Genomic DNA, 24,346 nt, shown 5'->3' with positions numbered 1-24,346 from the left:
TATTCTAGTCTTCGCTGTAATCCTGTTTTGTCTGCTTTTTGAATAACTCTTTATGTACAAAAAGCTTTTTACACTTAGCTCCCCTAGAGATTGGTGAGGGTGTTGGAGATCGGCAGGGAGTCAGGGAATATTTAAGTGCTATAGAGGGATACGACTCCAGCTTGAGAAGCACACAAACTAGATAGAATAGAGCTATACCTTCTCTGCGGCTCTCCACGAGTTACATTATTGCCGAACTGCCGTTGAGAGAGACCAAATGAGGAGGTGAGCGTATGAATAAGGGCCAAGGTATGAAAATAGCCCGCGAAGTTTGCAAGTGGTTGGCGCCGATTGCGAATCTTCTACGGGCTATTGCCGAACTCTGGAACGCTATCAATAGCTAGCAGCACGATAGACGTTTCCTACGCTAGGGGCATCCTCTCAGTATTTTCCGGTTCTGAGGGGGTGCCCCGCTTTTATACCTTCAGTTTAGCATTGTAAACACCTGTGAACCACCGCGAAATCCCTCGCACTACCACCTACCACCAGAAAATTTGATTTATGATAATTTATCTGCTGGTGCTTCTTGGGTGGTGGCTGTCATGTCTAGCTCTTGTTCAAAAGCTGGGCCCCGGGCCAGCAGCCTTTACGCTACCGGCCCGGGGCCCGGGCGTCCTTACGGGACAAGCCTCTCTTACAACCTAGCGGCCGGTGCCACCATAGACGGTAGCTTCACCCTCAGCATCAAGGTCGAAAGCTGAGTGTACAGCGCGCACAGCCTCATCAAGCTTGGCAATGTCGGTAATGACCGAAATGCGAATCTCAGAGGTAGAAATCATCTCAATGTTCACACCGGCAGCGCTCAAAGCATCAAAGAACTTGAAAGAGACACCGGGGTTAGACTTCATGCCAGCGCCCACCAGCGACAGCTTACCGATGGACTCGTTGTACTGGACCTCCTCAAAGCCCAGTTCAGCCTTCTTAGCCTCCAAGGCAGCTAGGGCAGCGGCGCCCTGATCCTGGGGCAGGGTGAAGGAAATATCGGTGACGTCAGGGCGGTCGGTGGAGACGTTCTGAACAATCATGTCCAGGTTCACGTTAGTCTCGTTGAGAATACCGAATACCTTGGCCGCTGAGCCGGGAACATCGGGCACACCAATAACGGTGACCTTCGCCTGGCTACGGTCGTGGGCAACACCCGAGACGAGGGGCTGTTCCAAGGGAATCTCCTTCAAATTAGTTTCCATACCCTCATTGTCAGGGATAACGAAAGTGCCTTCAAGCTGTGAAAATGACGAGCGAACATGCAGTTTGAGATTGAAACGGCGAGCGTACTCCACCGAACGCAGGTGCAGAATCTTGGCACCATTAGCGGCCATCTCAAGCATCTCTTGGCTTGTGACGGTATCAAGCTTATGGGCGGACGGCACAATGCGCGGGTCAGCGGTGAACACACCATCAACGTCTGAGTAAATCTCGCAAACATCGGCACCTAGTGCCGCCGCCAGGGCAACAGCGGTGGTGTCTGAGCCGCCACGGCCCAAGGTGGTGATGTCACGGGTCTGGCGGTTCATGCCCTGGAAACCGGCCACAATAGCGACATGGCCTTCATCAAGGGCGGTGCGGATACGCTCAGGGTTGACCTCAACCAGGCGGGCTGAACCGTGCACGCCGTCAGTAATCATGCCGGCCTGGGAGCCGGTGAAAGACTGGGCGCGGCCGCCCATGCTGTTAATGGCCAGGGCCAGTACGGCCATGGAAATACGTTCGCCAGCGGTCAGTAGCATGTCGAGTTCACGCGAGGGGCCAGCGTTGGGGGTTACTTCGGCTGCAAGGTCGAGTAGTTCATCGGTGGTGTCGCCCATTGCTGAGACCACCACGACGACCTCGTTGCCAGCCTTCTGCGTGTCCACAATGCGGCGGGCTACACGCTTAATACCCTCGGCGTCAGAAACCGAGGACCCACCGAACTTTTGGACAATCAGGCTCATTGAAACTTCTCCAGTACAAGGGTGTTGAAGGTGCCGGGCATTTACCGGCCTAAGTCTATCGTAGGGGTGAGAGCCCCAGGTGAACGATTTTTACTCCCCTAAGAGAATATAACGTGCGTTACAGTTTCTTGGTGGGGTGGGGGCACTAGGTCCATGGGTTCACATAGGTCTTGCCCGGAATCGGCGGAATCTCAGGAGCCACCGTGCGCAAAGGAGTCTTTTTCAGCTCCTCTAGCTTGGACTCATAGGCATCCCGCCGCTCCTCAGACTGAGTGGGCTCATCGGCGTCCTCAAGGTCATCAAACATAGAACCAGCCCAACGAGCCCGCGGGCCCTTAGCCGCCTGCTCCGCCGCTGCCTGCTGCTCCTTAGCCTCAGCTTCTGCCTGGGCAGCAGCCTCAAAATCTTCAGCGGGGTTAGCGGCCTCCGCACGAGTTCCCTCACTGATAATACGGCGCCCCTCAAGGGCACGGCCCAGAGTAATCTCATCAGCATACTCCAGGTCGCCACCGACCGGCAGGCCCGAAGCCAGACGTGAAACACGAATACCAATAGGCACCAGCAGACGCGAAAGATAGGTGGCAGTAGCCTCACCCTCAAGGTTGGGGTCCATAGCCAGAATCAGCTCAGTAATGCGCTCATCTGAGAGCCGGGCCACCAGCTCACGGATGCGCAGCTGCTCTGGGCCAACACCAGCCATAGGGTTAATAGACCCACCAAGCACATGGTAGCGGCCAGTAAAAGAGCGGGTGCGCTCAACAGCCACCACGTCCTTTGATTCTTCTACCACGCACAGCACCGCCGGGTCGCGCTGCTCATCACGGCAGATAGCGCAGAGCTTAGTTTCAGAGACGTTGCCGCAGATATCGCAGAAACTCACAGTCTTTTTCACCCGCGCGATAGCGTCGGTGAGTTTAGCCATCTCAGAGCTTTCTGCATTGAGAATGTAGAAGGCGATACGCTGGGCTGATTTAGGGCCCACACCGGGTAGCCTGCCGAGCTCGTCAATCAGGTTCTGGACGGCACTCTCGTACACAAAAACTCCTCGTTAGCCCTGGTGAAGGGGCTGTTCGTCAATTACTTTGCCGCCGAGAATCTTTTCCACGGCCCGCTGGCCGATCAGCACGGACGATTCGAGGGCGGCATCATCGTCGCTGGGGGTGAAGTCCTCAGGGGCTTCTGCCGGGGCAGGGGCCTGGGCTTGCTGCACGGAGCGTTGGCCTGCGGCGATCTGCGCGGCATGGCGCTCGCGGAAGGAAAGTTTCTTCCCGCCGGGCTGCCCGCCCGCTGGTTTGCTCTGTGGTGCGGACGCTTGTTGCGCGGACGCCTGTGGTTGGGCTGTGGGCGCTTGCGCGGCTTGAGCCTGAGCTGCTTGAGCCTGAGCTGCTTGAGCCTGAACTGCTTGAGTCTGCGCGGCTTGGGGCTGGGTGACGTGAGCTTGGGGCGCTTGCGCCAGGGGAGCACCGGAAAGGGGCGCTACCGGGGGGGTCTCTGGCTTCAGGTAGCCGACCCCGGCCACGTACTCAGGCTCATCGACGGAGGCATCATCAAAGTAGCCACCGTCGTAGTCACCGTATTCGTAGGCTACAGGGCCCTGGGGCTTGGTTCTATCGCTCTGAGCTTCTTCTTGTAGGGCCGCGTTATCGGCGTCCTTATGCCCCTGCTCGGCCAGGCCCTCACTGGTGGGGACAGGCTCTAAGGAGACTGCGTGCGGGCTATCTTCGTGGGCTACCTCCTCTTCTGCCTGTTCAGTATCAGATGGAGGGGTGACCTCTCTGGCTAGGGCAATGTTGTGTTGCTCCTGGGAACCATTTGAGGGGTGCTGGGCCTTGGCCATCTCAACGGGGTCTGCCTCCCCGTCAATGACGCGCAGGTGCGGGGGCGAGGGCTGCTCGCTGGGTGCCTGGTCTCTTGGTATCTGCTCGCTGGGCTCTTGCCGGTTTGCTTCTTGCTGGTCAGGCGCTTGCTGATTGGCCTCCTGCTCATTCCCTGCCGGGATGGCAGAGCCCTGTTCTGTAGGTTGGGCAGGGGGTGTTTCCGCTGGGTGCCCTGCCCCTGTAGCTTCGGGGGTTTCAGGGGTATCGCCGCTGGGGATAGCTGCTACCGACCAGGAGGTGACGGGGTTATTCCAGTCATTGGGGCTCCATGAGGGAGGCTCAGGGGAGCGGGGCTGGCCGTGTGCCGCCCAGGCTTGCTCGCCCCCGCGCGGGCCCTCAGCCACATCAGGCTGATGAGGCGCTGCGGGCTGAGGTGCTGCGGGCTGAGGTGCTGCGGGCTGGGAGTTTACCGGCTGACGATTAGCGGGCTGGCGGTTAGGCGACTGGGAGTTCGCGGGGTTCGAGTTCCCACCTTCAGGAGCCGAGTTCGACCCGGTCGGGTGGGGACTACCCCCACCGGGGCTGCCTCCACCGGGGTTGTCTCCGTTGGGGCGTCCGCCCCCGTTGGGGCCGCCACCATCACCGGGTTTCTTAATTTCCCCGCGCAACTGCACTTGCAGACCTAGCACCTGGGCCAGGGCCTGTTGAAGCTGCGGGAGGTATTCTTTGACAGCTTTGAGAACAGGCAGCTCAGCCCGCAGGAAGAGGGCGCCCTTCTCAAACTTGGACGGTTCACAGAGGGCGAACTGGGCGCGGGCAAAGGCCGAGGGAACGCGCGCCACCACATCAGCCCAGGAGTTAGCCACCATATCAACGGTGTTCTCACCAGGTACGCTCTGCTGAGTTGAGTGTTGCGGCACCTGAGATGTCTCAGATGCGTGAGGACGCTGCTGGCCTTGAGACACCTGGGGCGTCTGCTGGGCCTGGGGCGCTTGCTGACCGGTCTTAGCCAGGGGTGCACTAGCTAGGGGAGCTGTGGCCAAGGGGGCACCCGCCATGGGAGCACTTCCCGCAGCCCCCAGAGGAGGCCCTGCCAAGGGCGCACCAGCAAGAGGCGCACCAGTGGGGGTAGTCCCCGTCTGGGCAGATTGCTGCTGTGCACGCGCCAGGGGGCGGGCGGCGTCCGCACCCTTTTGGGCAGAAACAGCCTGTGCCCCCTGCTGGGAGACCCCCTGCTGGGAGGCCCCCTGCTGGGAAGCTCCCTGCGCAGGGAACTGGACTGAAGCCAGCTTGCGTTCTAGCCGGTCCAGGCGGGCAGTGAGACTGCCGATCCCCTGCTCCCCAGCAGCTAAGAGAATACGGGCGCAGAGCAGCTCCAAATGAAGCTGGGGGTTCATGGCCCCACTCATCTCGTTCAGGGCCTCATTGGTGAGGTCCGCCGCCCGCGACAGCTCAGCGCCCCCCAATTTCTCAGCCTGGGCGCGCATACGTTCAAGCTGGTCAGCGGCCAGCCCACGCAGAATTGAGCCGGCCGAATTAGGCACGGCCTTCACAATAATCAGGTCGCGCAGGCGCTCCAGTAAATCTTCGACAAAACGGCGCGGATCCTGACCAGTCTGAATGACCTTATCAACAGAGGCGAAGACCTCAGCGGCAGAACCAGAAGCAAAAGCGTCCACCACCTCATCAAGCAGCTCACCGTGGGTAAAGCCCAGCAGGGCCACCGCCAAATCGTAAGAGATACCGTGCTCATCAGAAGCCCCGGCCATGAGCTGATCGAGAATGGAGAGTGAGTCACGCACCGACCCGCCGCCAGCACGAACCACCAGCGGTAGGACGCCCTCAGAAACCTTCACGCCCTCTTCGGCGCAGAGCGTGGCCAGGTAGTTCCCCAGAATCTGCGGGGGCACCAGGCGGAAGGGGTAGTGGTGGGTGCGTGAACGAATAGTGCCCAGAACCTTATTAGGCTCAGTGGTGGCAAAGATGAACTTAATGTGCGCCGGGGGTTCTTCCACGATTTTGAGCAGGGCGTTGAAGCCCTCGCGGGTGACCATGTGGGCTTCGTCGATGATGAAGATTTTGTAGCGGTCACGCACCGGCGCAAAAGTGGCGCGTTCACGCAGGTCGCGGGCGTGGTCGACACCGCCGTGGCTGGCAGCGTCCATCTCAATGACATCTAGGGATCCGCCGCCATCGCGGGAGAGCTCCTTGCAGGACTCGCACACACCGCAGGGGGTGGGGGTGGGGCCTTGGGCACAGTTGAGGCAGCGCGCCAAAATGCGGGCTGAGGTGGTCTTGCCGCACCCGCGCGGGCCTGAGAAGAGGTAGGCATGGTTCACCCGGTTCTTTTCAAGGGCCGTCATGAGAGGTTCGGTGACATGCTCCTGCCCGATGACGTCGGCAAACGACTCAGGGCGATAACGGCGATACAAGGCAGTGCTCACAATAAACCTTCGGTTGAGTGCAGAAAAACTGAGCCCGGCCCAGGGGGCACAGCAAGAGAAAGACTCAGAAGCTGCCGCCCCGGGTGTGCTGGTTAACAGTCTAGTGGGGGTGGCTGACGTTTTAAGAACCGTGCGCGGCGGGCTTAAGCTGCTCCCTGCGTCCGCACCGCTCTCTTCCGCCCCACGTCAGTAGGGACCAGATTCCTCCCGAAATCTTTGATGCCCACACATACTATTGCAACTTTTCTGGTCCCTAGCGGGGTTATAGGCAGAAAAGTGTGTCCCCAAAACCCCACATGTCTGATATGCAACCAACGAACCAGACGCAACGGCACCACCAGCGCAGGAACCACACGCTACCGCTGCACCCACTGCGGCGCCAGCAGAACCATCAAACGCCCCACCAGCACCCGCAAACACCAACTAGCAACCTTCATCACCTGACTCACCAGTAAAAACACCCAGCAACACACCACCCTAGGAGCTGGACGAACCTTCCGCGCCAATACCGCCTGGTGCTGGAACATCACCCCACCACTGAAACAAACAGGCCAAATCCACCACGAAATCCAACTCGACGGCATCTACATCAGCGGCATGGTCTGCATCATCGCCTACAACCACGCTGTCGGTGTCATCGACTACCCATGGGCTAAAAGTGAGAACACCGCAGCCTACCAAGCCTTGTTATCAAGGATTCCAGCCCCAGATATAGCCGTTGTAGATGGTGGGGCTGGCTTTGCCAGCGCCGCCACAACATACTGGCCAGAAACCCAGATTCAACGCTGCCTAGTACACGTGTACAGAAATACCAGAACCCTGCTCACTAGTGCCTCACGTACTAAAAGCAGGCAAGTCCTTACTAAAGATTTCTAGGGCTCTTCTACGAGTAACTAACGTGGATGAGGCAGCAATCTGGTCAGCTTCTTTAGCGTCCTGGCATGCGCAGTATCAAGGCTTTATCAAGGAGAGAACTTGGTTAGCTGACGGGTCCTGGCAGTACACCCATGAGCGTGTGCGTACTGCCTATAGGAGGCTTGAGCGTTTGGTGAAGCAGGGTGTTGTGTTTACTTTTCTGAATCCAGACTTGCTCAGGGAAGGTCCTATTTCTCGTACTACGAATCATATAGAAGGCTATAACGCGAAAATCCGTGCCATGCTGCGTGAGCACCGTGGAATGCCGGTGGAGCATCAGTGGCCGGCGGTGGGGTGGCTCTTGTGGGTGGATGCTGCTTGGGGTTCTAGTGTTGATGAGGTGATCTGGTTGGAGCCGGTGCCGGTGGTTGCTCTTGCTGGTCGGAGAAAGAAGGCTGCTGTGGGGCGTTCTTTGGATGAGCAGCGTGGTGTGTTTGCTGTGGGTGAGGGTGTGGTGGTGCGGGGTGGTTGGGGTGGTCGTGGTGGGTGACGTGCCCGGGGTGGGACACACTTTTCTGCCTATAACCCCAGATTCCTCCCGAAATCCTTGATGCTCACACATACTATTGCAACTTTTCTGGTCCCTGGTGGGGGAGCGGGCAGATCTGGGCAAAATAAAGACCCCTTACGCACCCGTCAGAGCCCAGATACCCTTGCTGCCTTCCGGCCCTGGGGGAGTTTTCCAAGATGACGCCACGTAAGGGGCTCCAATAACTGTACCCTAAGCCGCCCTGAAAGACAAAGGCAGGCGGTGGCGTCCTTGCCCCTGCTGTTCACCCTTGCCCAGAGGTGCCGGTGCGGATGCCCCACGCGGCTCCGCCTGCCAGATTTGCGCGGACGCGGGGAGTGGGGTATGCTCGTATCTGTTCGCTTTCGTGAAGCTATGCAAATAGCTAAGCAACAGCCTGGAGGATTCGCCTAGCGGCCTATGGCGCACGCCTGGAACGCGTGTTGGGTTCACGCCCTCGGGGGTTCAAATCCCCCATCCTCCGCCAGCCGGTTTCATCGCCCACTTGATGAAACCGGCTTTTTCTTTGCCCTCTAACGACACTGCCGCCAGCTACCCTGAGCTATGGGTGCCCATAACTACTCCGCTATCAGCGGGGACCAGTACCTTGCGCCCGGGCCACCTCATCTTTAATGATGCCAACGATCCGCTGCCTATCCTCTGCCGCCAGTGGCTCAGCCAAGGAAAAACGCAGAGCAGATAGAGCAAGATCCTCGTCAAAGCCCATAGCAGTCAGCACAGGGGAGGGCCCCTGCGAACCGGCCCGGCAGGCAGAACCAGAACTAGCCGCGTACCCGGCAGCGTCCAAAGCCACCAGCAAGGACTCCCCGCTCACACCCTCAAACACAAAGGAGGCATGCCCCGGCAACCGCTCACTAGCATGACCTGTTAACTGCGCCCCAGGAACTTCCCGCAACATAGCCTGAACCAGCTCATCCTTTGACCGAAGAAGCGCTACAGCCTTGGATCCCACACTAGCAAGATGGGCACCAACAGCCGCCGCAAACCCAGCAATACCAGCCACGTTGAGCGTCCCTGCCCGCAGCCCACCCTCTTGTGAGCCACCGTGCATGGTCGGCTCCAAAGGCACCGGGCGCGGCAATAAGAGCGCACCCACCCCCTGCGGGCCACCAAACTTATGCGAAGCGATAGCCATAGAGGTCACGCCCTCACCAGGCCAAGCACCTGCCTTCAAAGAAACCGGCAACTGGGCGGCCGCCTGAACCGCATCAAGATGCAGGCTCACCCGGTGCTCACCAGCTAACTCTAAGAGCCTGTGAGCGTCATTGACACTGCCCACCTCAGCATTAGCCAGCCCCAGGGCCATAAGATTCACCTGCCCGGTAGCCAGCTCAGCTTCTAAAGCCGCATCAAGGACGAACCTGCCGGTAGCATCCACCGGCACATAACCCACCTGCACCCCGTGAAAACGGTTCAGATAAGCGCAACTAGCTAGCACCGATGAGTGCTCCACCTGGCTTGTGAGCACCTTCTGCGCGGAGCGCATAGCTAAGACCTGGCCAATAATGCCCAGGTTGTTGGCCTCTGTGCCGCCAGAGGTAAAAATAACCCCGCCGGGATGAATACCAAAAGCTGAGGCAATTAGCTCACGGGCAGCGTCCACCTGCTGGGCAGCGCGCGCCCCGGCTGAATGTAGGCTCGAAGCATTAGCCTGCCCCTGGGACCAGACCCGCAGCATGGCCTGCTGGGCGGCAGGGTGTAAGGGGGCGGTAGCTGAAGCGTCCAGATAGGCGGCCATTATCTAGCTCTCTAAGGCGTCAAGGCCCAGGTCCAAAGACCCGGCACTATGGGTGAGCTTGCCCACTGAAATCACATCAACACCGGTAGCTGCAATCTTGGCCACGGTCTCTAGGTTCACGTTGCCGCTAGCTTCCACAATGGCCCTGCCTGCAATGAGCTGGACAGCCTGCACCAGCTCAGGCAGAGAGAAATTATCGAGCATAATCGTGTCAATCCCTGCGGCAAGAACCGGCTCTATCTGCTCGATGCGATCAACTTCCACCTCAATATGTACCGTGTGGCCCACCCGCTCACGAACCTGACGCAGGGCAGCAGTCATGCTCTCAGCGTCCGAACCCTTCAGGGCCGCCAGGTGGTTATCTTTGACCATGACAGCATCAGAAAGACCAAAACGATGGTTGTGGCCCCCACCCATGCGCACCGCATGTTTCTCAAAGGCCCGCAAACCGGGGGTGGTCTTGCGCGTATCAACAATGCGCACATCCCAGCCCTCAACAGCCTGAACATACCGGCTGGTTAGGGTAGCGATGGCGCTCATGTGCTGAGAAAAATTGAGGGCGATACGCTCTGCGGTCAGAATACCCCGGGCTGGGCCTTCAATGATGGCAAGCTGATCCCCAGCGGCCATAGGGGTGCCATCTGCCACCAGGGAAGTGACAGTGATAGCCGGGTCAGTCAGGGCGAAGGCTTCACGCACGATATCCCCACCAGCAAAAATTCCTGCCTCTCGTGCTACCAGGGCGGTGCGTAGCTGGGCATCAGCTGCCACCGCTGCCTGGGCGGTGATATCGCCCCAGGGGGCGTCCTCGGCTAAGGCCGCGCGCACGGTGGAGGTAATAATCTGAGGAGTGAGCATAGTATTCTTTCCAAAAATAAGAGGGGGATCTAAGGGCGCTAGAAGGTCACCCGAATCAGGCGCGGGGCAGCCTGGGCTGGGTCGGTGAGCGGAAAGTCCTGACGGCGGTGCGCCCCACGAGATTCTTCACGCGCTAAGGCCGCGGCCGCAATAATCTGGCCCAGGGCTGATAGGGCACCCGGTAGCTTCTGAAGTTCCTGGTAGGTGGCAGTGATGCTGGTTGCTGACCGTTCAATCCCTAGGCCACGATCCAGGGCAGCCCGCACAGCGGCGTCGATATCAGGGTTAAGCTCAGTAGCGCAGACCGCCCCAATACCGTCAAAAAGCTGGGCAGCAGAGACATCCACCTCAAGGGTGGGGGAGCCTGCCCCCTGGGTGCCCTTGGCGGCCGGGAACCAGCTGGCCTGGGTGGTGCTTTCAGCGCGGACAGCATCTGCCCCGGCCGCCTGCCCATAAACGATAGCTTCGAGCAGCGAATTAGAAGCTAGACGGTTCGCCCCGTGCACCCCGGTGCGGGCCACCTCACCCACCGCGTAGAGCCCAGGGACGGTGGTACGCCCTGCCTGATGTGTGTAAATACCACCCATGCAGTAGTGAGCTGCTGGGGCCACAGGAACGAGCTGGTTCTCCCAATCAATCCCCTGTGAGCGCAGCTTGGCAGTAATACCGGGAAACTCCTGGGTGAGCCCGCTAATCCCGCGGGCATCTAACCAGACCTGGCCGGTTTCTTCCAGGGCCCGGTGAACCCCCTGCGCTACCACATGGCGCGGAGCAAGCTCCCCGCGCGGGTCAATAGCTGAGAGAAAACGCTGGCCCTGGGCGTCCACCAACACAGCCCCTGCCCCGCGGACGGCCTCAGAAATCAGGCAACCAGTACCGGCAAGGACGGTGGGGTGAAACTGCACAAACTCCATATCGGCAAGTAGCGCCCCGGCCTGGGCGGCAGCTAAAGCCCCTTGACCGGTTGCCTGACGGGCCCCGGTTGAACGGCCGTAGACACCGCAGTAACCGCCGGTCGCTAAAATCACCGCATCGGCCTGGTAGGTAAATTCTTCACCTTCACCGGCAGGGGCAGTAGCATCTACGGTTACTAGGCCGCAGACCGCACCCTCCTTGGTCAGTAGGCGGTGTAGCTTCTGGCCGGGCACCTGCTGGATGCGGGGGTTAGCTTCTACCTGCTGGGCTAGGAACTGGTGCATCACAGCGCCGGTGCGGTCGCCCCCAGCGTGCACAACTCGTGGCAGGCTGTGGGCTGCCTCTAGGGCGAAATCGACGCTACCGTCTACCTGCCTATCGACCGGCAGACCCTGGTCAAGGAGCTGGTTGATAGCCTGCCGCCCGGCCTCTGTGAGGTAGCGGGCTGCCTGTGGGTCTACCATGCCCGCCCCGGCTTTGACGGTGTCCTCCGCGTGCGCTGAGGGGCTATCATCTGCCCCAATGGCTGCTGCAACGCCGCCCTGGGCCAGCTGGGAAGACCCGGCGCTGAGCACCATAGATTCTCCCGGGTAGATCAGGGTGACCTGCCCACCTTGGCGTGCGGCCGTGAGCGCCGCAGACTGACCGGCCAGACCAGCGCCGACCACAATGATATGGACCATAATCTTTACTTTGGTTTTGCAGCTAGCATACGCTCAAGGGCGACCTTAGCGTCACTAGCAATCTCGTCTGCCACCACAATCTGGTTGGGGGTGCGCCCCTCAACCAGTTCTTCCAGAACCCAAGCCAGGTAGGCCGGGTGAATACGGTACATGGTTGAGCAGGGGCAGACCACCGGGTCAAGACAGAAAATAGTGCGGTCAGGGTACTGCTGGGCCAAGCGATTGACCATGTTAATTTCGGTGCCGATAGCAATAACATCTCCCGGCTGTGAAGCCTCCACCTCTTTGCGAATGACCTCAGTGGAACCAGAAACATCTGCCGCATCGACAACCGGGGCAGGGCACTCAGGATGCACCACAACGCGCACACCGGGGTATTCGGCGCGGGCACGCTCAATCTGGGCGACGGTAAAACGCTTGTGAACTGAGCAGAAGCCATTCCACAAAATGACCTTAGCTGCCTGCAGCTGCTCCAGGGTGTTACCACCTAAGGGCTGGCCGGGGCGCCAGAGAATAATCTGCTCATCAGCAACACCCATAGCGCGGGCAGTATTGCGGCCCAGATGCTGGTCGGGCAAGAAGACCACACGCTCACCGCGTTCAAAGGCCCATTCGAGCACGGTACGGGCGTTCGATGAGGTGCAGACAATACCGCCGTTACGGCCACAGAAAGCCTTGATATCTGCAGCAGAGTTCATGTAAGTAACCGGCACCAGGGGAGCTTTCTCACCCTGGGCAGTCAGCGCTGCCATCATGTCGTCCCAGGCAACTTCTACCTGGGGCAAGGTGGCCATATCTGCCATGGAGCACCCGGCAGCCAGGTTAGGCAGAATAACTGCCTGATCGGGGCCTGAGAGAATATCTGCGGTTTCTGCCATGAAATGCACACCACAGAAAACAAAGGCTTCTGCCTCAGGGTGAGTGGTAGCGGCCTGGGCCAGGTTGAAGGAGTCGCCCACAAAATCTGCGAACTGGATGATTTCATCGCGCTGGTAGAAATGCCCCAGGATCTTGATGCGCTCGCCCAGCTTCTGGCGGGCGGCGGTAATCATAGCCTCAAGTTCAGGGGTGCTGGCCTGGGTGTAGCGCTGCGGCAGTTCTGCCTGGCGGGGTGCTGTGGTCGGGAAGGTATCAGCGATAGATGCGCCGGGGCCGTAGGAATGGTCCTGGTCTACCTGCCAGGGCTGGGCAGGGAGGTTGGCATCGCAGGTGGATTCTTCGCGCGCTGCTTGAAGGATAAGGTTAGTGACAGAAGACATTGTGGTCCTTGTGCTAGTTTGCGTATCGATGCAACGCTGTCGCACCAGCGAACGGTGTTGCGCAGGTTGGTTTCCCGCTAGAGGCCAGACTGATAGGAGCCTGGGTCTTTGAGGGTTTGGGCATGATTAAACACTGATTTGGCCCACACCTCAAATAAGGTCAAAGTGACTTGAAGAAATATTCTGTCATGAATATGACTCTCCTCATAAACAGGCCTTCTTCGGCCACTCCCACACCCCCTAAGAAGCCACCAACAAGTGCACCTTAGGGGAACCATCTAACCGCTGCGGGCGTCCGCTCTCATCAAAACGGGCACCCAACCCCATCTGAATAAAACGAATCGTATTCTCAATGTGGCGCTCGCGGGCAGCCTTATCACTTGCCTCATCGGTGCGATCAGCGCTCGACGATAAGGAACCGTGAACCAACTGCGCCAGCTCACGAATATCATTCTTGGGTAGATAACCGCGCTCAATGGCAGCAGAAAGAATACCGGCTAACACCATCTGCAACTCACGCACATGATCCCCCAACTTGGCAAAAGCCTCAGGGGAAAGCACCGACCGCATAGCAGGGCCAGGGGGCATATGACGGCGGGAAAGATCCTCAATCTGCAGGCGCACATAAATAGCTAGCTGATCAATAGGGTTCTCAATCCCGGCCAAGGCCTCCTGTAGTTCGGTCAGAAAGCGCTCTGTCTCATCCAGAGCGTAGGCAATGAGAAGCTCACCCATGTCAGCAAAATAGTTGTAGACCGCAGTGCGGCCAACGCCAGCATTCTTGGCGATGTGGGTCATGGTAAGACCGGGCAGGCCGCGCTCGTAGAGCAGGCGGCCGAAAGAATCAAGAATGGCGCGTTTGGTGTTCTCGCGCTGGGCGGCGTTGGTGGCGGCAGTAATTCGAGGCATAATGACACTCTACCGCCATCTGTCACTAAAAACTATTGTTCGCCACAGAACCTAGAAAACTGTCAGCAAAACCTGCCAAAAGTTCACCCCAGCGGACGCCAATGCGCCCCACTGCACACCCAGCAAGCAGTGCGACACCACCCAAAAATCGGTAAGCTAGTGGGCGCCCAGGTGGCAGGTGGGCACTTTTCAAACTCATCACTCAAACCCAGGGGATAACTGTGTCTACACCCTCCGCCAGCTCACCGGCGTCCGCCCAGGGGCACCTGGCCGATACCGGCTTTGCCCGCCCAGCCCGCACCTACTACGACCTGCTCCTTGTTGCTACCTGCGTGGTCTTTATCCTCTCCAACATTGGGGCAACCAAGGGCGTAACCTTCGGCTCTATCATCACCGACGGCGGATTCTTCCTCTTCCCCCTGGCCTACGTACTAGGTGATGTCATCAGTGAAATCTACGGCTTTAAGCTAGCCCGTCGCGCCATTATTACCAGCTTCGTCGCTGCCGCCGCTGCCGCCGCCAGCTTCTGGGTGCTCATCGCCCTACCTGCCGCTGACTTCTATGAAGGCCAGAGAGCCCTTGAAACCGTACTGGGGCCCGTGCCTCAAATTCTGGCAGGCTCCCTGCTGGGCTTTTTGGCAGGCCAGCTGCTCAACTCCTGGGTGCTCGTCAAGCTCAAAGCCGCAACCCGCGGCCGCCACCTCTGGGGCCGTCTATTGGGCTCAACCCTGGTCGGTGAACTAGCTGACACCATCATCTTCTGCTCCATTGCCGCCCCCATTATTGGAATTACAAGTTTCGGTGACTTCCTCAACTACGTCATCGTCGGCTACATCTACAAGTGCCTGGTAGAGCTACTACTGCTGCCTGTCACCTACCTGGTCATTGGCTGGTTCAAGCGCCACGAACCCACCTACGGCCCCGCGAGATAGAGCGAGAGCCCACCAGACTCGCGCTGTGCCCACTGGTGTCGTAGACACTGCGAGAGTCTCGTGGGCACTCACGTGGGCAGGTGCCCGCCTCTGCGGACGTCCGCCCGCCGCGTTCTGTCTGCTAAGGGTCCCGCACCCGACGCCAATAAGGTGATGTGCCTCTCACTGCCAAAGGGTGGGTGCTGAAGACCGGTTTTCCCTCAGAAAACCTGTGTAGACTTTCGGTTCATCACGTACACCACATCACCCCTTTGAAAGTGAGGGCACCTGTGGCATCAACCACCACCAGCCAGCAAGAGGGCGGCAAACTCAGCCGCGCCCTCTCCCACGGCCAACTCACCATGATCGCCCTCGGCCTAGCTGTGGGCACCGGCCTCTTCCTCGGCTCCGGCGCAGCTATCTCCATCGCAGGCCCGGCCGTCATCATCTCTTACGCCATCGGCTCACTTGTTGCCGCCATCATCGGCGCCTGCGCTGGCGAAATGGCCGTGCGCTACCCAGTCCGTGGTGGCTTCGGCACCATCGCCGGTAAATTCCTCAGCCCCTACGCCGGTTACCTCACCCGCTGGGCCTACTGGATGACCACCGTAACCTTAGCCGGGGCCGAGGTCGTAGCCGTCGGTGCCTACATGTCCTACTGGTACCCCCAGGTCCCCCTCTGGGTCTGGGTACTTATCGCCGGCGGCGCAATCTTCGTGCTCAACTACACCAGCGTCAAATCTTTCGGTGTTGTCGAATTCTTCCTCTCCTCCATCAAGGTTAGCGCGGTCATCCTCTTCATCATCTTCGGTCTGGCCCTGGTCTTCTTCGGCCTCCCTGACCGTGAACCTACTGGTATCGCCAACCTCACCGCCCACGGCGGGTTCATGCCCAACGGCTTCTCCTCCATCTGGATTGCCCTGGGCGTGGTTATGTTCTCCTTTGGTGGTGTCGAACTCATCTCTATCTCCGCTGCAGAAGCCAAAGACCCAGTACGCTCCGTGCGCTCATCTGCCAAGGCCATGATGTGGCGCCTAGCCACCTTCTATGTGCTCTCCCTCTTCATCGTGGTAGCCATTATTCCCTGGACTACCGCTGCCACCTTGGGTAAAGAGATTGAAGGTTCCCCCTTCGTTACGGTCTTCACCGAACTGGGGATCCCCTACATTGGCGGTATCACCAACTTCATCCTCATGACCGCAGCCCTCTCAGGTGCTAACGCTGCCCTCTACGCAGCTACCCGCCTGCTGCACGCCCTGGGCCACGAGAACATGGCCCCCAAGGTCCTTTCCCGTACCAGCCCCTCAGGCATCCCGGCCCTGGCGCTCACCATCTCATCTTTGGGTGCTGTAGTGGCCATGATCATGGCTATCTCGGGCGTGGGCGGAATCTTCGTCTACATGATGGCTCTCGTCACCGTTTGCATGCTGATGGTCTGGTCCATGATTCTGCTCTCCTACATGGCCTACAAAAAGGCCGAAGGTGATGCCTCCCCTTTCCGTGTCTTCGGCGGCTCAGCTACCGCAGCACTTGGTCTGGCCGGTGTGGTTGCAACCTTCATTGCCATGTTTTTCGCTGGCGGCTCTATGCTCCCCTCCATCCTGGTGGGTCTAGGCTTCTTTAGCCTCATCACCATCATCTACTTCGCCGGAGTCAATAAGAACATCAGCACCTCCGATGATGCCTTTGAAGAGGTCCGCGCTATCACCACTCAGGTGTCCGTGGCTCAGACCCCTCCGCAGCGCTAAAATCAGTAGCAGATCTACATCAGGACGCCGGTAGCCGCCCCCCTGCCCTAGAGCAGGGCAGGGGTGCACCGGCGTCCGCACATTAACACTCCTATCGCACACCACCTTTTCTCACAGTAAGGTTTACCGTGGCACACACACCTTCGCAGGGGCAGGCCAAAGCGCCCACCCTTAAACGCTCACTCACCCATGGGCAAATGACCATGATTGTGTTGGGTTCGGCCCTGGGTACCGGGCTTTTCTTAGGCTCATCTGGTGCTATTGCCCTAGCTGGCCCGGCCGTCATTCTCTCGTACGCTATTGGCTCCCTGGTAGCTGCCGTTATTGCCGCCTCCACCGGTGAAATGGCCGTGCGCTACCCGGTGCGCGGTGGCTTCGGGTCTATCGCCGGGCGCTACCTGGGCCCTTACGCTGGCTATCTGACCCGCTGGGCCTATTGGACTGTCACCGCCGTCATCACCGGTATTGAGCTGGTAGCTGTAGGGACCTACCTGCAGTACTGGTGGCCTGATCTGCCCCTGTGGGTGGGGATTGTGCTGTTTGGCGCTGTGATTGTGGTGCTCAATATCCGCAGTGTTAACTACTTCGGCACCATGGAGTTCTTCTTGTCCTCCATTAAAGTCATTGCCCTGCTGCTCTTTGTGGTCGTTGGCCTGGCCCTGGTCTTTGTGGGCCTGCCCGGCCATGAAGCCAGCGGTGTTGCTAACCTGACCCAGGGCGGTGGGTTTATGCCCGCCGGTTTCCACGGGGTTTGGCTTTCTTTGGCTGTGGTCATGTTCTCCTTTGGTGGTATTGAGATGCTCTCCATTTCTGCTGCTGAGGCTAAGGATCCCGTGCGTTCTGTCCGTGCCTCAACCAAGGCCAATATGTGGCGTCTGGCAACTATCTATGTGGTTGCTCTTTTCATTGTTGTATCGATTATTCCCTGGCAGTCAGCGGCCCAGCTAGACGGTTCTGTGGAGGCCTCACCCTTCGTCCTGGTCTTTTCAGAAATTGGTGTTCCGTCTATCGCCTCGATGACTAACTTCATTATTCTGGTTGCCGCTCTTTCTGCAGCTAACGCTAACCTTTATGCGGGCACCCGCCTGCTGCACTCTTTGGCGAGTGAGAAGATGGCCCCTGCGCCTTTGGCTCGTGTGAGCGAGGGCGGTATTCCTGTGCTGGCCCTGTGGGCTTCAACCTCTGGTGTGGTGCTGGCGATTCTGCTGGCTCTCTTCTTGCCTGGCCAGGCTTTTGGTCTGATGATGACCTTGACCATGGTTTGTGCTTTGACGGTCTGGGTGCTGATTCTGCTGGCCTATATTGCCTTCAAGGGGGTTGAGGGTGATTCTTCAGCTTTCCGTATGTGGGGCGGACGGGGTACCGCGGGCCTGGGTATTTTCTTGCTGCTGGCTATTTGGGCGGCTCTTTTTGCCCGTAGCGGTAATGCTGCCCCTGCCACCATGGGTATTGCTTACTTCCTGATTTTGAGCATGATTTACTTCGGCGTGGTCAAGCGTGTGCATACTGGGCATGAAGACGCTTTTGCTGAAGCGGATGCTGCCGTGGAGTCGTCTATGCGACGCTAGGTACTTCTCGTAGGGCGCTTTTGGGGTGCGTGAGGAGGGGCACCACTATATTGCGTATGAGAATCGTTCTCATATATTATGGCTGGTATGCCCCTCCTCGTCCTATCTTCTGCCAGCCTGCTGGCCCGGAGCGTTGCCGCCGATGCCCTGCGCGCCAACTACCCCACGGCCCCCTACATCCAGCTAGACGCCCACGTCGAAAATGGGGCAGGCACCACCATCACCACCCGCACCTACGCACCTGCCCAGACAGAAGCCACCCAAGAAACCGCTGTCTACCGCAAAACCCAGTGCACCAGCTGCGCAACCCGAACCCACCTAAGCCACCTGCCCGATAGTGACGAACTGGTCCTTATCGCCCTACCCATTGGTGTCTCCCAGGCGAGTGTTGTGCACCCAGACGACGAAACCACCGGCCACCCCATCACCAGCTGCACCCTAGCTCTCATTGCAGATGACCTAGAAGATGACCTCTGGGACGGCAACTCCCTCACCGACCGCGGCCTCACCGGCTCCTGCAGCGACGATCGCACCCCCGGCGAATTCCTCATCTCAGAACTAGCCTACGCAGACACCGTCATCAGCGTCAGCAACTCCCTACTAAGCACACAAACCGCTCAGGAAACACAAGAGAGAACTGCCGACCTGCTCAGCCACCTGGCCCCCCACGCCCACCTGATCACCGACCCCTCCCAGCCCTTCACCTGCGCTGCTTACCGGGCCGGGGCCGTCACCTCCCGCCTAGTTCCCGGGCACTTAGCAACCTGTCACCCCCAAGCCCAAGAAGCCGCCCAAGGGGCAGAAACCTGCGGGCATCTACACGGGCCCAACTTCACCTCAGCAGTGCTCACCGCAGACTCAATCCTCGATACCCAAGCCTTAGCCCAGCACCTACCCCACATCGTTGAAGGTGCCTGCCGGGTGCGTGGCCACGTCTGGCTCACCGACCACCCGCAAGAACGCGTAGCAGTTGAAGGTATCGGCCCCACCGTCTGGCTTCAAACCTGCGGCGAATGGGGGCCAGATATACCACCGCGCAGCATCATCGTGGTCACCGGCGACGACCTGGACCCCGACCACCTCCAAGACATGCTCAATCAGTGCACCATCGATACCGACGCACTGAGCCGCCAGCTTCTCCACTAGCCACCCCATAAAACCGTGCCCACCAGGGCACCCCACCAGAAAGAAGAAGACCATGAAGGTTCGTAACTCTATCCGCTCTCTCAAGAAGATGCCCGGCGCCCAGGTTGTACGCCGCCGCGGCCGCGTCTACGTCATCAACAAAAAGAACCCCCGCTTCAAGGCCCGCCAGGGTTAAAGCAAGCCAGCAGAGGGAAGAGTAGAGTAGCAGCTATGCACAGCTTTACTTTTCATATTCCTCTGCGCTGGGGCGATATGGACGCCTACGGCCACGTCAATAACGTGACCATGATGCAGATCCTCGAAGAGGCCCGCGTGGCCCTCTTTGGCCCGCCACCCTCGTCCGGTGACCCTGCCCTACATGTGGGGGAGGGAACTGACGGCCAGGCGGGGCGGGCATCCGCGCCACTACCCCTGTTTGATACCCTGCCTACCGGCACTCAGGCCCTGGTTGCTGAGAACTACGTCAAATACCGTAGCCCTCTAGCCTACCGGGGCCTGCCTGCACGGGTAGAGATGCAGGTCAGTAAGGTAACAGCCGCATCCCTGGTTATTACCTACGAGCTCTTTGACTCGGTGACTGGCGTCCACTGCGTCTCAGCGAGCACCACCTTGGCCTTTTTCAACACCGAAACCGGCTCCTTGGTGCGTCTGAGCGCCGAACAGCGCAAGCGACTAGCCGCCTAGGCTGCTAAATCCCTTTTTTGGGGGTGCTTCTATAGTTTTCGTCAAGCCCCCACCGACACACGAGACTCATAAAAACACCCATCCCTAAGCATCGCAAACAAAACATTCAACCGCTTACGAGCCAACGCCATCACGCACCTATTATGCCGCTTACCCTCATCTCGTTTCCGGTCATAATAAAGCCGCGATGAAGGATCACCTTTAATCGAAGCAAAAGCAGATAAGAAAAGCACTCTCTTAAGGGCTCAGTAGATTAAAAACTTACTAAGAGGGATATCTTAATAATTCTTAACTCATGCACTGTTAGAATTTATAAGCTGCTACAATACATGTTGGCGCTAGCATGGTGCTACTTATTATTTATTGAGAAATTACAAAGGAGTTAATTTAGATGAGGAATAAAGTTCTAAAAGTAGTAGCAGGAGTTTCTTTAGCACTTGCAGCCACTTCAGGTATCGGAACGGCTGCTGAAGCCGCAACTGTATATTATAAGGGCAGTGCAGTGAGCTGGGATTATGGGCGCAGCTATGGTGTCAACAGCTACTCTAGCGTCCAAAGCGGTGCATATGAACACTCCGCAACTGCAAATACCACCTTTTCGGGATGGAAGCGGCCAGGTGTTCAGGCAACAGCTGTTCAATATGTTGGTTGGAATCTGGCAACCGCCTACTGGAACTGCCGCGGTTAATTAAACAAAACAAAAGGAAACAAGTAGTACCATGCCCCATGCTCTTAAATATTGTGTCAGCGCCTTACTGCTGTTGCTAGCTATTGTGAATGTAGCTCTTTTCTCCGTCATACGAGCAGACGGTTATGAGAAAGCAATCACCAACTATCTGGATCAGGGGAGGAGCTTTACAATCTCAGATTTAAGCTCCGACCAAGTTGCTCAGGTTGAGAGGTATTTAAACGAAAAAATTCTTCAAGAGCAGGCAGCTCTCATAAGAGCAGATAAAAAACTATCCGCTGCCGATGGGTCAGCTGACGGAACCCATCTCGGCCTACTCGCCGACCCCAACAATCTTAGTAAGTTGCCAGAGCTAAACTATTTGGGTGTAAGTATTCTGAATACTGAAAATATGGCGTCTCTCCTAGTATCTAATCAAGGGAAAACTCTTGGACTCTACACAGTAGAAGAAAATACCCTGCAGGAACTACCTGAGGTTATCTTCGGGCCAAATCTGAGCGTAGGAAAACTTTCAGACATGGTGGAGGAAACGGATACAATTAATGGGCAATACTTCCTGTACGGTTTTAGTGAAGATGATTTTCATGTTTTCCTTCAAGAACTCTCAGCGATAAGTGGCATCAGCCAAGATAAACTTTTAAATCCCCTCTCCGGGAGCAATCAGAGTACTAGCTTATTGCCTATATTTATTCTCATCTCGCTACTTTCAGTATCCGCCCTATTTACTTTAGTTCTCTTTGTCTATATTACTCAGGGTACAAAAGAGCTTGGAGCCTATCTCATTTTAGGCTGGTCAAAAACTAACTACTTAATTAACCTCGCCAAGCCTATAGTCTACACTTTTATACCAGCCTCACTGCTAACGGCTCTCGGCAACTGGTTTACCGTAAAAGATTTCGGAGTAAATCTTGCGATGCTTCCCGGCATGATTTACCCTCTCATGCTTACTATTGGTATTACTATTACTAGTTTTTTTCTGTCATCGCTGCCTGTATTAGGCGTAAAGCCTATTCATGCGGTTCGCGGTTATAAGCCACAAAAGGTCTTTGCAGTTCTCTTAGCCTTAGGGTTTATGACAACCACAGTAGGGCTTTACGCTACCGCATCATTTCTTGATGCTCCGCTCAAAGAAGTAAATAAAATAGCTACAGTGCAAAAAGAATGGGACAGCGTTGCCGACCAATATATTCTTTACTCTCAAGCTACCGGTTCAGATAGCGTGAGTTTCACTGGCCAATCCACAGATTTAGCTGAAGATTTCTACGAGTGGTATACCTCAATTGAGAAAGAAAACGGTGTGTCGCTGGTCAATACCTATTACATAGACCAGGAACTCCTACAACAATGGAAGGCCCTCGGTGAAGAAACCCCGAATCGGGAGTTCTGGTATATGGCAGCTTCTCCTAGCTACCTGTACAAAATTGGTATAGAAATTCCACCAGCTACTCTTCAGCGGGCTGAAACCGGGGAACAAGTATTCTTGCTACCCAAACATTTTAGCTCTCAGGATAAGTCCTCATTGACTAACTGGCTGGAACAAGAAGCCCAGCGGAAGGGGAATGCAGAGCAAAATATAACCACAGCTTTTACACAGAATCCGAGGACCTATGTTGAAGACTATTCTCTCGATAGTGAGATTTTTACTTGGAGTACTGACCCAGAAAAAGAGTTCCTTAGCTCTGATGTAGTTATTTACGTTGCAACAGCTGCTAACATGACCTACTTTGAGACAGAGAGCTTAGTTGCCTCTGGACTAGCAGATAGTTATATAAAACTTTCAGACGAAGCAGTTCAGAAATATACTTCTCAGTCTTATTTGGAGCGTTTCGACCTAGATGATAACCAGCCTATCTTCATTTCGTCTAAAAGCTTTGTGGCTGGTCTGCAGAAGAGCATATACCAGTACCTCCAATTTTTCGGTACAATAACGTTGCTCCTTGGGCTTATCGTCATTTTTGCACTAATAGCATTTGCTATGCTTTATTCACTTATTTTTCGAAATTATATAGCCGTTTCCAGGTTGTTAGGCCACTCCCTTTGGTCTTCTTTCAGATTGACTTTCTTACTCGTTATTTTGATAAATATGCTTGGTCTGGTGGCTATGATTGTTATCGGATCGCGAGTAGGATCGCTCGTTTCTCTTTTGATGCTAGCTGGGCAGCCCGCGCTACTGTACATGCTTTCTAGGAAATTTGCTTACTCACATATGGTGAGTCTTATCAAGGAATCGTAGGTAGATAATATGAAAAATTTTCTTGAATTTTCGAATATTTCAAAAAGTTTTGCTGGAAGGACAGTACTTAATAAAATTTCATTGCAGGTTCCAGAAGGTGGCTCTTTAGCAATCATCGGTAAGTCTGGGTCAGGAAAATCAACGTTGCTTAACATTATCGGCCTACTCGAGTCAGCAGATTCAGGTACCTTGCATCTGGGAGGCGAAGCAGCACCTGGAGTCCATTCTCGCAAAGCAATGCTACTCCGCCGCAACACTATCAACTATCTTTTTCAGAGCTTTGCTCTTATTCCTTCTCAGACTGTAATGCAAAATATTTTGATGGGTATGAATTATGTAAACCAATCGAAAATTTGGAAAAATAATCGAATCATGGAAGTGCTTCAACAGCTTTCTATAGAACATCTTGTTCATCAAAAGGTAGCTACTTTATCAGGTGGAGAACAACAGCGAGTAGCTATGGCTAGGTGCCTTCTAAAGCCTGGAAAATTGATACTGGCTGATGAACCAACCGGCTCTCTAGATAAGGAACTTGCTATGGTAGCTATGAATGAGATGCTTCACCTCCATCGTGCATATGGTAAAACTCTTGTAATCGTTACCCATGACCCCGAGGTAGCGCACATGTGCGATCGAGTTTTTGAGCTTAAGGCCTCATAACCTGAGGCCCCTAGTAAAAGTGCACGTGCCCTGCTATCAGCGGAGGGCACGTGCACTTTTAAATGTAAGCGTGAGAAGGTATCTAGGCTGAAAGCAACTTGGCCAGCTTACCGAAGGAGCCCTGCCAGGAGGCCAGGGTCTGCTCGTGCACACCGGCAGGTAGGGGCCCCTGGGTGAGCTTGAGAATTGTACCCTCGCCGACGCCGTCCTCGGTTACGGCGGTACCTGCCTCCAGCTCAAGGCGCAAACCAATCAGAGTATCTGAGGGCTGGCCGGACGGGGTAGGCAAAGCCTCCCGGTACTCGATAGTGTGGGGCTCAGCTAAGGTCACAAACCGCATGTACATGGGGGCCTGGAACTTAGCCTGATCCTTATGACGCATGACGAACTGCTTGCGGCCACCAATCACCGGCTCCAGGGTCAGGGTGTTGGGAATGATCTTCCAATCAGCAGGCCCAAACCACTTAATAAAAAGTGCCGGGTTAGTAAAAGCCTCAAAGACCTGCTGCGGGGTAGCAGCGAACTCGTGGCGGTAGGTGATGGTCTCCTCAGGTGTGAGGTCTTCAATCTTAAAGTCGTTCATACTCTACTTTTCCTTGCTGGTGCTCTTGGTCGTATCGGCCTGGTCGGTTTCATGTGGGTCGTTCTTAGCCTGCGCGGACGCGTCCGCC

At 56.6% G+C, this 24,346-nt stretch carries 21 protein-coding genes, 1 tRNA gene, 1 other RNA gene and 1 pseudogene; 13 read left to right on the top strand and 11 right to left on the bottom strand.

Translation table 11 applies throughout. The annotated features are described in order from the left end of the window. Positions 1-680: 680 nt before the first annotated feature. The 3 genes from ACED87_RS07425 to ACED87_RS07415 form a co-directional block, all read right to left on the bottom strand. On the bottom strand, positions 681-1,970 hold the full coding sequence (locus tag ACED87_RS07425) for an aspartate kinase (RefSeq protein ID WP_449082302.1): 1,290 nt from the start codon (positions 1,968-1,970) through the stop codon (positions 681-683). Between the two features lie 145 nt (positions 1,971-2,115). After that, positions 2,116-3,006 carry a recombination mediator RecR gene (gene recR / locus ACED87_RS07420; RefSeq protein ID WP_449082300.1) on the bottom strand — a complete coding sequence of 297 codons (891 nt, stop codon included), beginning with the start codon at positions 3,004-3,006 and terminating at the stop codon, positions 2,116-2,118. Positions 3,007-3,018: 12 nt separating this feature from the next. Next, positions 3,019-6,231 (bottom strand): DNA polymerase III subunit gamma and tau, encoded by a 3,213-nt coding sequence (locus ACED87_RS07415; RefSeq protein ID WP_449082298.1) that lies wholly within the window; start codon positions 6,229-6,231, stop codon positions 3,019-3,021. Positions 6,232-6,450: 219 nt separating this feature from the next. Between ACED87_RS07415 and ACED87_RS07410 the strand changes: the two genes are divergently transcribed. The 3 genes from ACED87_RS07410 (at position 6,451) to ACED87_RS07400 (ending at position 7,636) form a co-directional block, all read left to right on the top strand. Beyond that, the gene (locus ACED87_RS07410; protein ID WP_449082296.1) at positions 6,451-6,675 is read left to right on the top strand and encodes a transposase-like zinc-binding domain-containing protein; all 225 of its coding nucleotides are present in this window, start codon (positions 6,451-6,453) and stop codon (positions 6,673-6,675) included. A gap of 153 nt (positions 6,676-6,828) precedes the next feature. Continuing rightward, a complete protein-coding gene (locus ACED87_RS07405) occupies positions 6,829-7,107 on the top strand; it encodes a transposase (RefSeq protein WP_449082294.1) in 279 nt (92 codons plus the stop codon). Positions 7,108-7,129: 22 nt separating this feature from the next. Then, on the top strand, positions 7,130-7,636 hold the full coding sequence (locus ACED87_RS07400; protein WP_449089789.1) for a hypothetical protein: 507 nt from the start codon (positions 7,130-7,132) through the stop codon (positions 7,634-7,636). A gap of 123 nt (positions 7,637-7,759) precedes the next feature. Here the strand turns inward: ACED87_RS07400 and ffs are convergent. Next, positions 7,760-7,856: signal recognition particle sRNA small type (gene ffs, locus ACED87_RS07395), an RNA gene on the bottom strand. Between the two features lie 197 nt (positions 7,857-8,053). On the opposite strand from ffs, the gene ACED87_RS07390 reads away from it, so the two are divergent. After that, positions 8,054-8,141: transfer RNA gene (locus ACED87_RS07390), tRNA-Ser, on the top strand. Between the two features lie 102 nt (positions 8,142-8,243). Here ACED87_RS07390 and ACED87_RS07385 read toward each other — a convergent pair. From ACED87_RS07385 to ACED87_RS07365, 5 genes are all read right to left on the bottom strand, one after another. After that, entirely contained in the window at positions 8,244-9,413 is a 1,170-nt protein-coding gene (locus tag ACED87_RS07385) for a cysteine desulfurase family protein (protein ID WP_449089788.1), read from the bottom strand. A gap of 3 nt (positions 9,414-9,416) precedes the next feature. Next, positions 9,417-10,271, bottom strand: a complete 855-nt coding sequence (gene nadC, locus ACED87_RS07380) for a carboxylating nicotinate-nucleotide diphosphorylase (RefSeq protein WP_449082288.1) — start codon at positions 10,269-10,271, stop codon at positions 9,417-9,419. 38 nt (positions 10,272-10,309) lie between these two features. Further along, positions 10,310-11,869 (bottom strand): L-aspartate oxidase, encoded by a 1,560-nt coding sequence (locus ACED87_RS07375; protein WP_449089787.1) that lies wholly within the window; start codon positions 11,867-11,869, stop codon positions 10,310-10,312. Between the two features lie 5 nt (positions 11,870-11,874). Next, entirely contained in the window at positions 11,875-13,128 is a 1,254-nt protein-coding gene (gene nadA / locus ACED87_RS07370) for a quinolinate synthase NadA (protein WP_449082285.1), read from the bottom strand. Between the two features lie 240 nt (positions 13,129-13,368). Beyond that, positions 13,369-14,037, bottom strand: coding sequence for a TetR/AcrR family transcriptional regulator (locus tag ACED87_RS07365; protein WP_449082283.1), 669 nt, complete (start codon positions 14,035-14,037; stop codon positions 13,369-13,371). 221 nt (positions 14,038-14,258) lie between these two features. Here ACED87_RS07365 and ACED87_RS07360 point away from each other — a divergent pair, with 221 nt between their 5' ends. The 6 genes from ACED87_RS07360 (at position 14,259) to ACED87_RS07335 (ending at position 20,094) form a co-directional block, all read left to right on the top strand. Continuing rightward, positions 14,259-14,969 (top strand): queuosine precursor transporter, encoded by a 711-nt coding sequence (locus ACED87_RS07360; RefSeq protein ID WP_449082281.1) that lies wholly within the window; start codon positions 14,259-14,261, stop codon positions 14,967-14,969. 269 nt (positions 14,970-15,238) lie between these two features. Beyond that, positions 15,239-16,696 carry an amino acid permease gene (locus ACED87_RS07355; RefSeq protein ID WP_449082279.1) on the top strand — a complete coding sequence of 486 codons (1,458 nt, stop codon included), beginning with the start codon at positions 15,239-15,241 and terminating at the stop codon, positions 16,694-16,696. Positions 16,697-16,824: 128 nt separating this feature from the next. Next, on the top strand, positions 16,825-18,264 hold the full coding sequence (locus tag ACED87_RS07350) for an amino acid permease (RefSeq protein WP_449082277.1): 1,440 nt from the start codon (positions 16,825-16,827) through the stop codon (positions 18,262-18,264). Between the two features lie 87 nt (positions 18,265-18,351). Beyond that, the gene (locus ACED87_RS07345) at positions 18,352-19,410 is read left to right on the top strand and encodes a GTP-binding protein (RefSeq protein ID WP_449089786.1); all 1,059 of its coding nucleotides are present in this window, start codon (positions 18,352-18,354) and stop codon (positions 19,408-19,410) included. Positions 19,411-19,462: 52 nt separating this feature from the next. Further along, positions 19,463-19,585 (top strand): type B 50S ribosomal protein L36, encoded by a 123-nt coding sequence (gene ykgO / locus ACED87_RS07340; protein ID WP_449082273.1) that lies wholly within the window; start codon positions 19,463-19,465, stop codon positions 19,583-19,585. 35 nt (positions 19,586-19,620) lie between these two features. After that, positions 19,621-20,094 carry an acyl-CoA thioesterase gene (locus ACED87_RS07335; protein ID WP_449082271.1) on the top strand — a complete coding sequence of 158 codons (474 nt, stop codon included), beginning with the start codon at positions 19,621-19,623 and terminating at the stop codon, positions 20,092-20,094. 41 nt (positions 20,095-20,135) lie between these two features. Here the strand turns inward: ACED87_RS07335 and ACED87_RS07330 are convergent. Continuing rightward, positions 20,136-20,336, bottom strand: a pseudogene (locus tag ACED87_RS07330) (IS110 family transposase); the annotation flags it as partial. Positions 20,337-20,485: 149 nt separating this feature from the next. On the opposite strand from ACED87_RS07330, the gene ACED87_RS07325 reads away from it, so the two are divergent. Genes ACED87_RS07325 through ACED87_RS07315 form a run of 3 tightly spaced genes read left to right on the top strand, consistent with a single transcriptional unit; the run spans position 20,486 to position 23,675 of the window. Beyond that, positions 20,486-20,782 carry a hypothetical protein gene (locus ACED87_RS07325; protein WP_449082269.1) on the top strand — a complete coding sequence of 99 codons (297 nt, stop codon included), beginning with the start codon at positions 20,486-20,488 and terminating at the stop codon, positions 20,780-20,782. A gap of 31 nt (positions 20,783-20,813) precedes the next feature. After that, positions 20,814-23,015 carry a hypothetical protein gene (locus ACED87_RS07320; RefSeq protein WP_449082267.1) on the top strand — a complete coding sequence of 734 codons (2,202 nt, stop codon included), beginning with the start codon at positions 20,814-20,816 and terminating at the stop codon, positions 23,013-23,015. A 9-nt stretch (positions 23,016-23,024) separates the two neighbouring features. Then, positions 23,025-23,675 carry an ABC transporter ATP-binding protein gene (locus tag ACED87_RS07315; protein ID WP_449082265.1) on the top strand — a complete coding sequence of 217 codons (651 nt, stop codon included), beginning with the start codon at positions 23,025-23,027 and terminating at the stop codon, positions 23,673-23,675. Positions 23,676-23,757: 82 nt separating this feature from the next. On the opposite strand, the gene ACED87_RS07310 is transcribed toward ACED87_RS07315, so the two are convergent. Beyond that, positions 23,758-24,258 (bottom strand): SRPBCC family protein, encoded by a 501-nt coding sequence (locus ACED87_RS07310; RefSeq protein ID WP_449082263.1) that lies wholly within the window; start codon positions 24,256-24,258, stop codon positions 23,758-23,760. Between the last annotated feature and the right edge of the window lie 88 nt (positions 24,259-24,346).

Source organism: Rothia sp. 32237D007AR (genome assembly GCF_053544675.1).
Note: the sequence above shows the minus strand (reverse complement) of the source record. Positions and strands in the feature narration are given on the sequence as shown.

What these genes read in the sequence shown, in the direction of transcription:
- ACED87_RS07425 (WP_449082302.1), bottom strand. Translation starts at nt 1,970, where the DNA reads ATGAGCCTGATTGTCCAAAAGTTCGGTGGGTCCTCGGTTTCTGACGCC.
- ACED87_RS07410 (WP_449082296.1), top strand. Translation starts at nt 6,451, where the DNA reads ATGCCCACACATACTATTGCAACTTTTCTGGTCCCTAGCGGGGTTATA.
- ACED87_RS07405 (WP_449082294.1), top strand. Translation starts at nt 6,829, where the DNA reads ATGGTCTGCATCATCGCCTACAACCACGCTGTCGGTGTCATCGACTAC.
- ACED87_RS07385 (WP_449089788.1), bottom strand. Translation starts at nt 9,413, where the DNA reads ATGGCCGCCTATCTGGACGCTTCAGCTACCGCCCCCTTACACCCTGCC.
- nadC (WP_449082288.1), bottom strand. Translation starts at nt 10,271, where the DNA reads ATGCTCACTCCTCAGATTATTACCTCCACCGTGCGCGCGGCCTTAGCC.
- ACED87_RS07375 (WP_449089787.1), bottom strand. Translation starts at nt 11,869, where the DNA reads ATGGTCCATATCATTGTGGTCGGCGCTGGTCTGGCCGGTCAGTCTGCG.
- nadA (WP_449082285.1), bottom strand. Translation starts at nt 13,128, where the DNA reads ATGTCTTCTGTCACTAACCTTATCCTTCAAGCAGCGCGCGAAGAATCC.
- ACED87_RS07365 (WP_449082283.1), bottom strand. Translation starts at nt 14,037, where the DNA reads ATGCCTCGAATTACTGCCGCCACCAACGCCGCCCAGCGCGAGAACACC.
- ACED87_RS07345 (WP_449089786.1), top strand. Translation starts at nt 18,352, where the DNA reads ATGCCCCTCCTCGTCCTATCTTCTGCCAGCCTGCTGGCCCGGAGCGTT.
- ykgO (WP_449082273.1), top strand. Translation starts at nt 19,463, where the DNA reads ATGAAGGTTCGTAACTCTATCCGCTCTCTCAAGAAGATGCCCGGCGCC.
- ACED87_RS07335 (WP_449082271.1), top strand. Translation starts at nt 19,621, where the DNA reads ATGCACAGCTTTACTTTTCATATTCCTCTGCGCTGGGGCGATATGGAC.
- ACED87_RS07325 (WP_449082269.1), top strand. Translation starts at nt 20,486, where the DNA reads ATGAGGAATAAAGTTCTAAAAGTAGTAGCAGGAGTTTCTTTAGCACTT.
- ACED87_RS07320 (WP_449082267.1), top strand. Translation starts at nt 20,814, where the DNA reads ATGCCCCATGCTCTTAAATATTGTGTCAGCGCCTTACTGCTGTTGCTA.
- ACED87_RS07315 (WP_449082265.1), top strand. Translation starts at nt 23,025, where the DNA reads ATGAAAAATTTTCTTGAATTTTCGAATATTTCAAAAAGTTTTGCTGGA.
- ACED87_RS07310 (WP_449082263.1), bottom strand. Translation starts at nt 24,258, where the DNA reads ATGAACGACTTTAAGATTGAAGACCTCACACCTGAGGAGACCATCACC.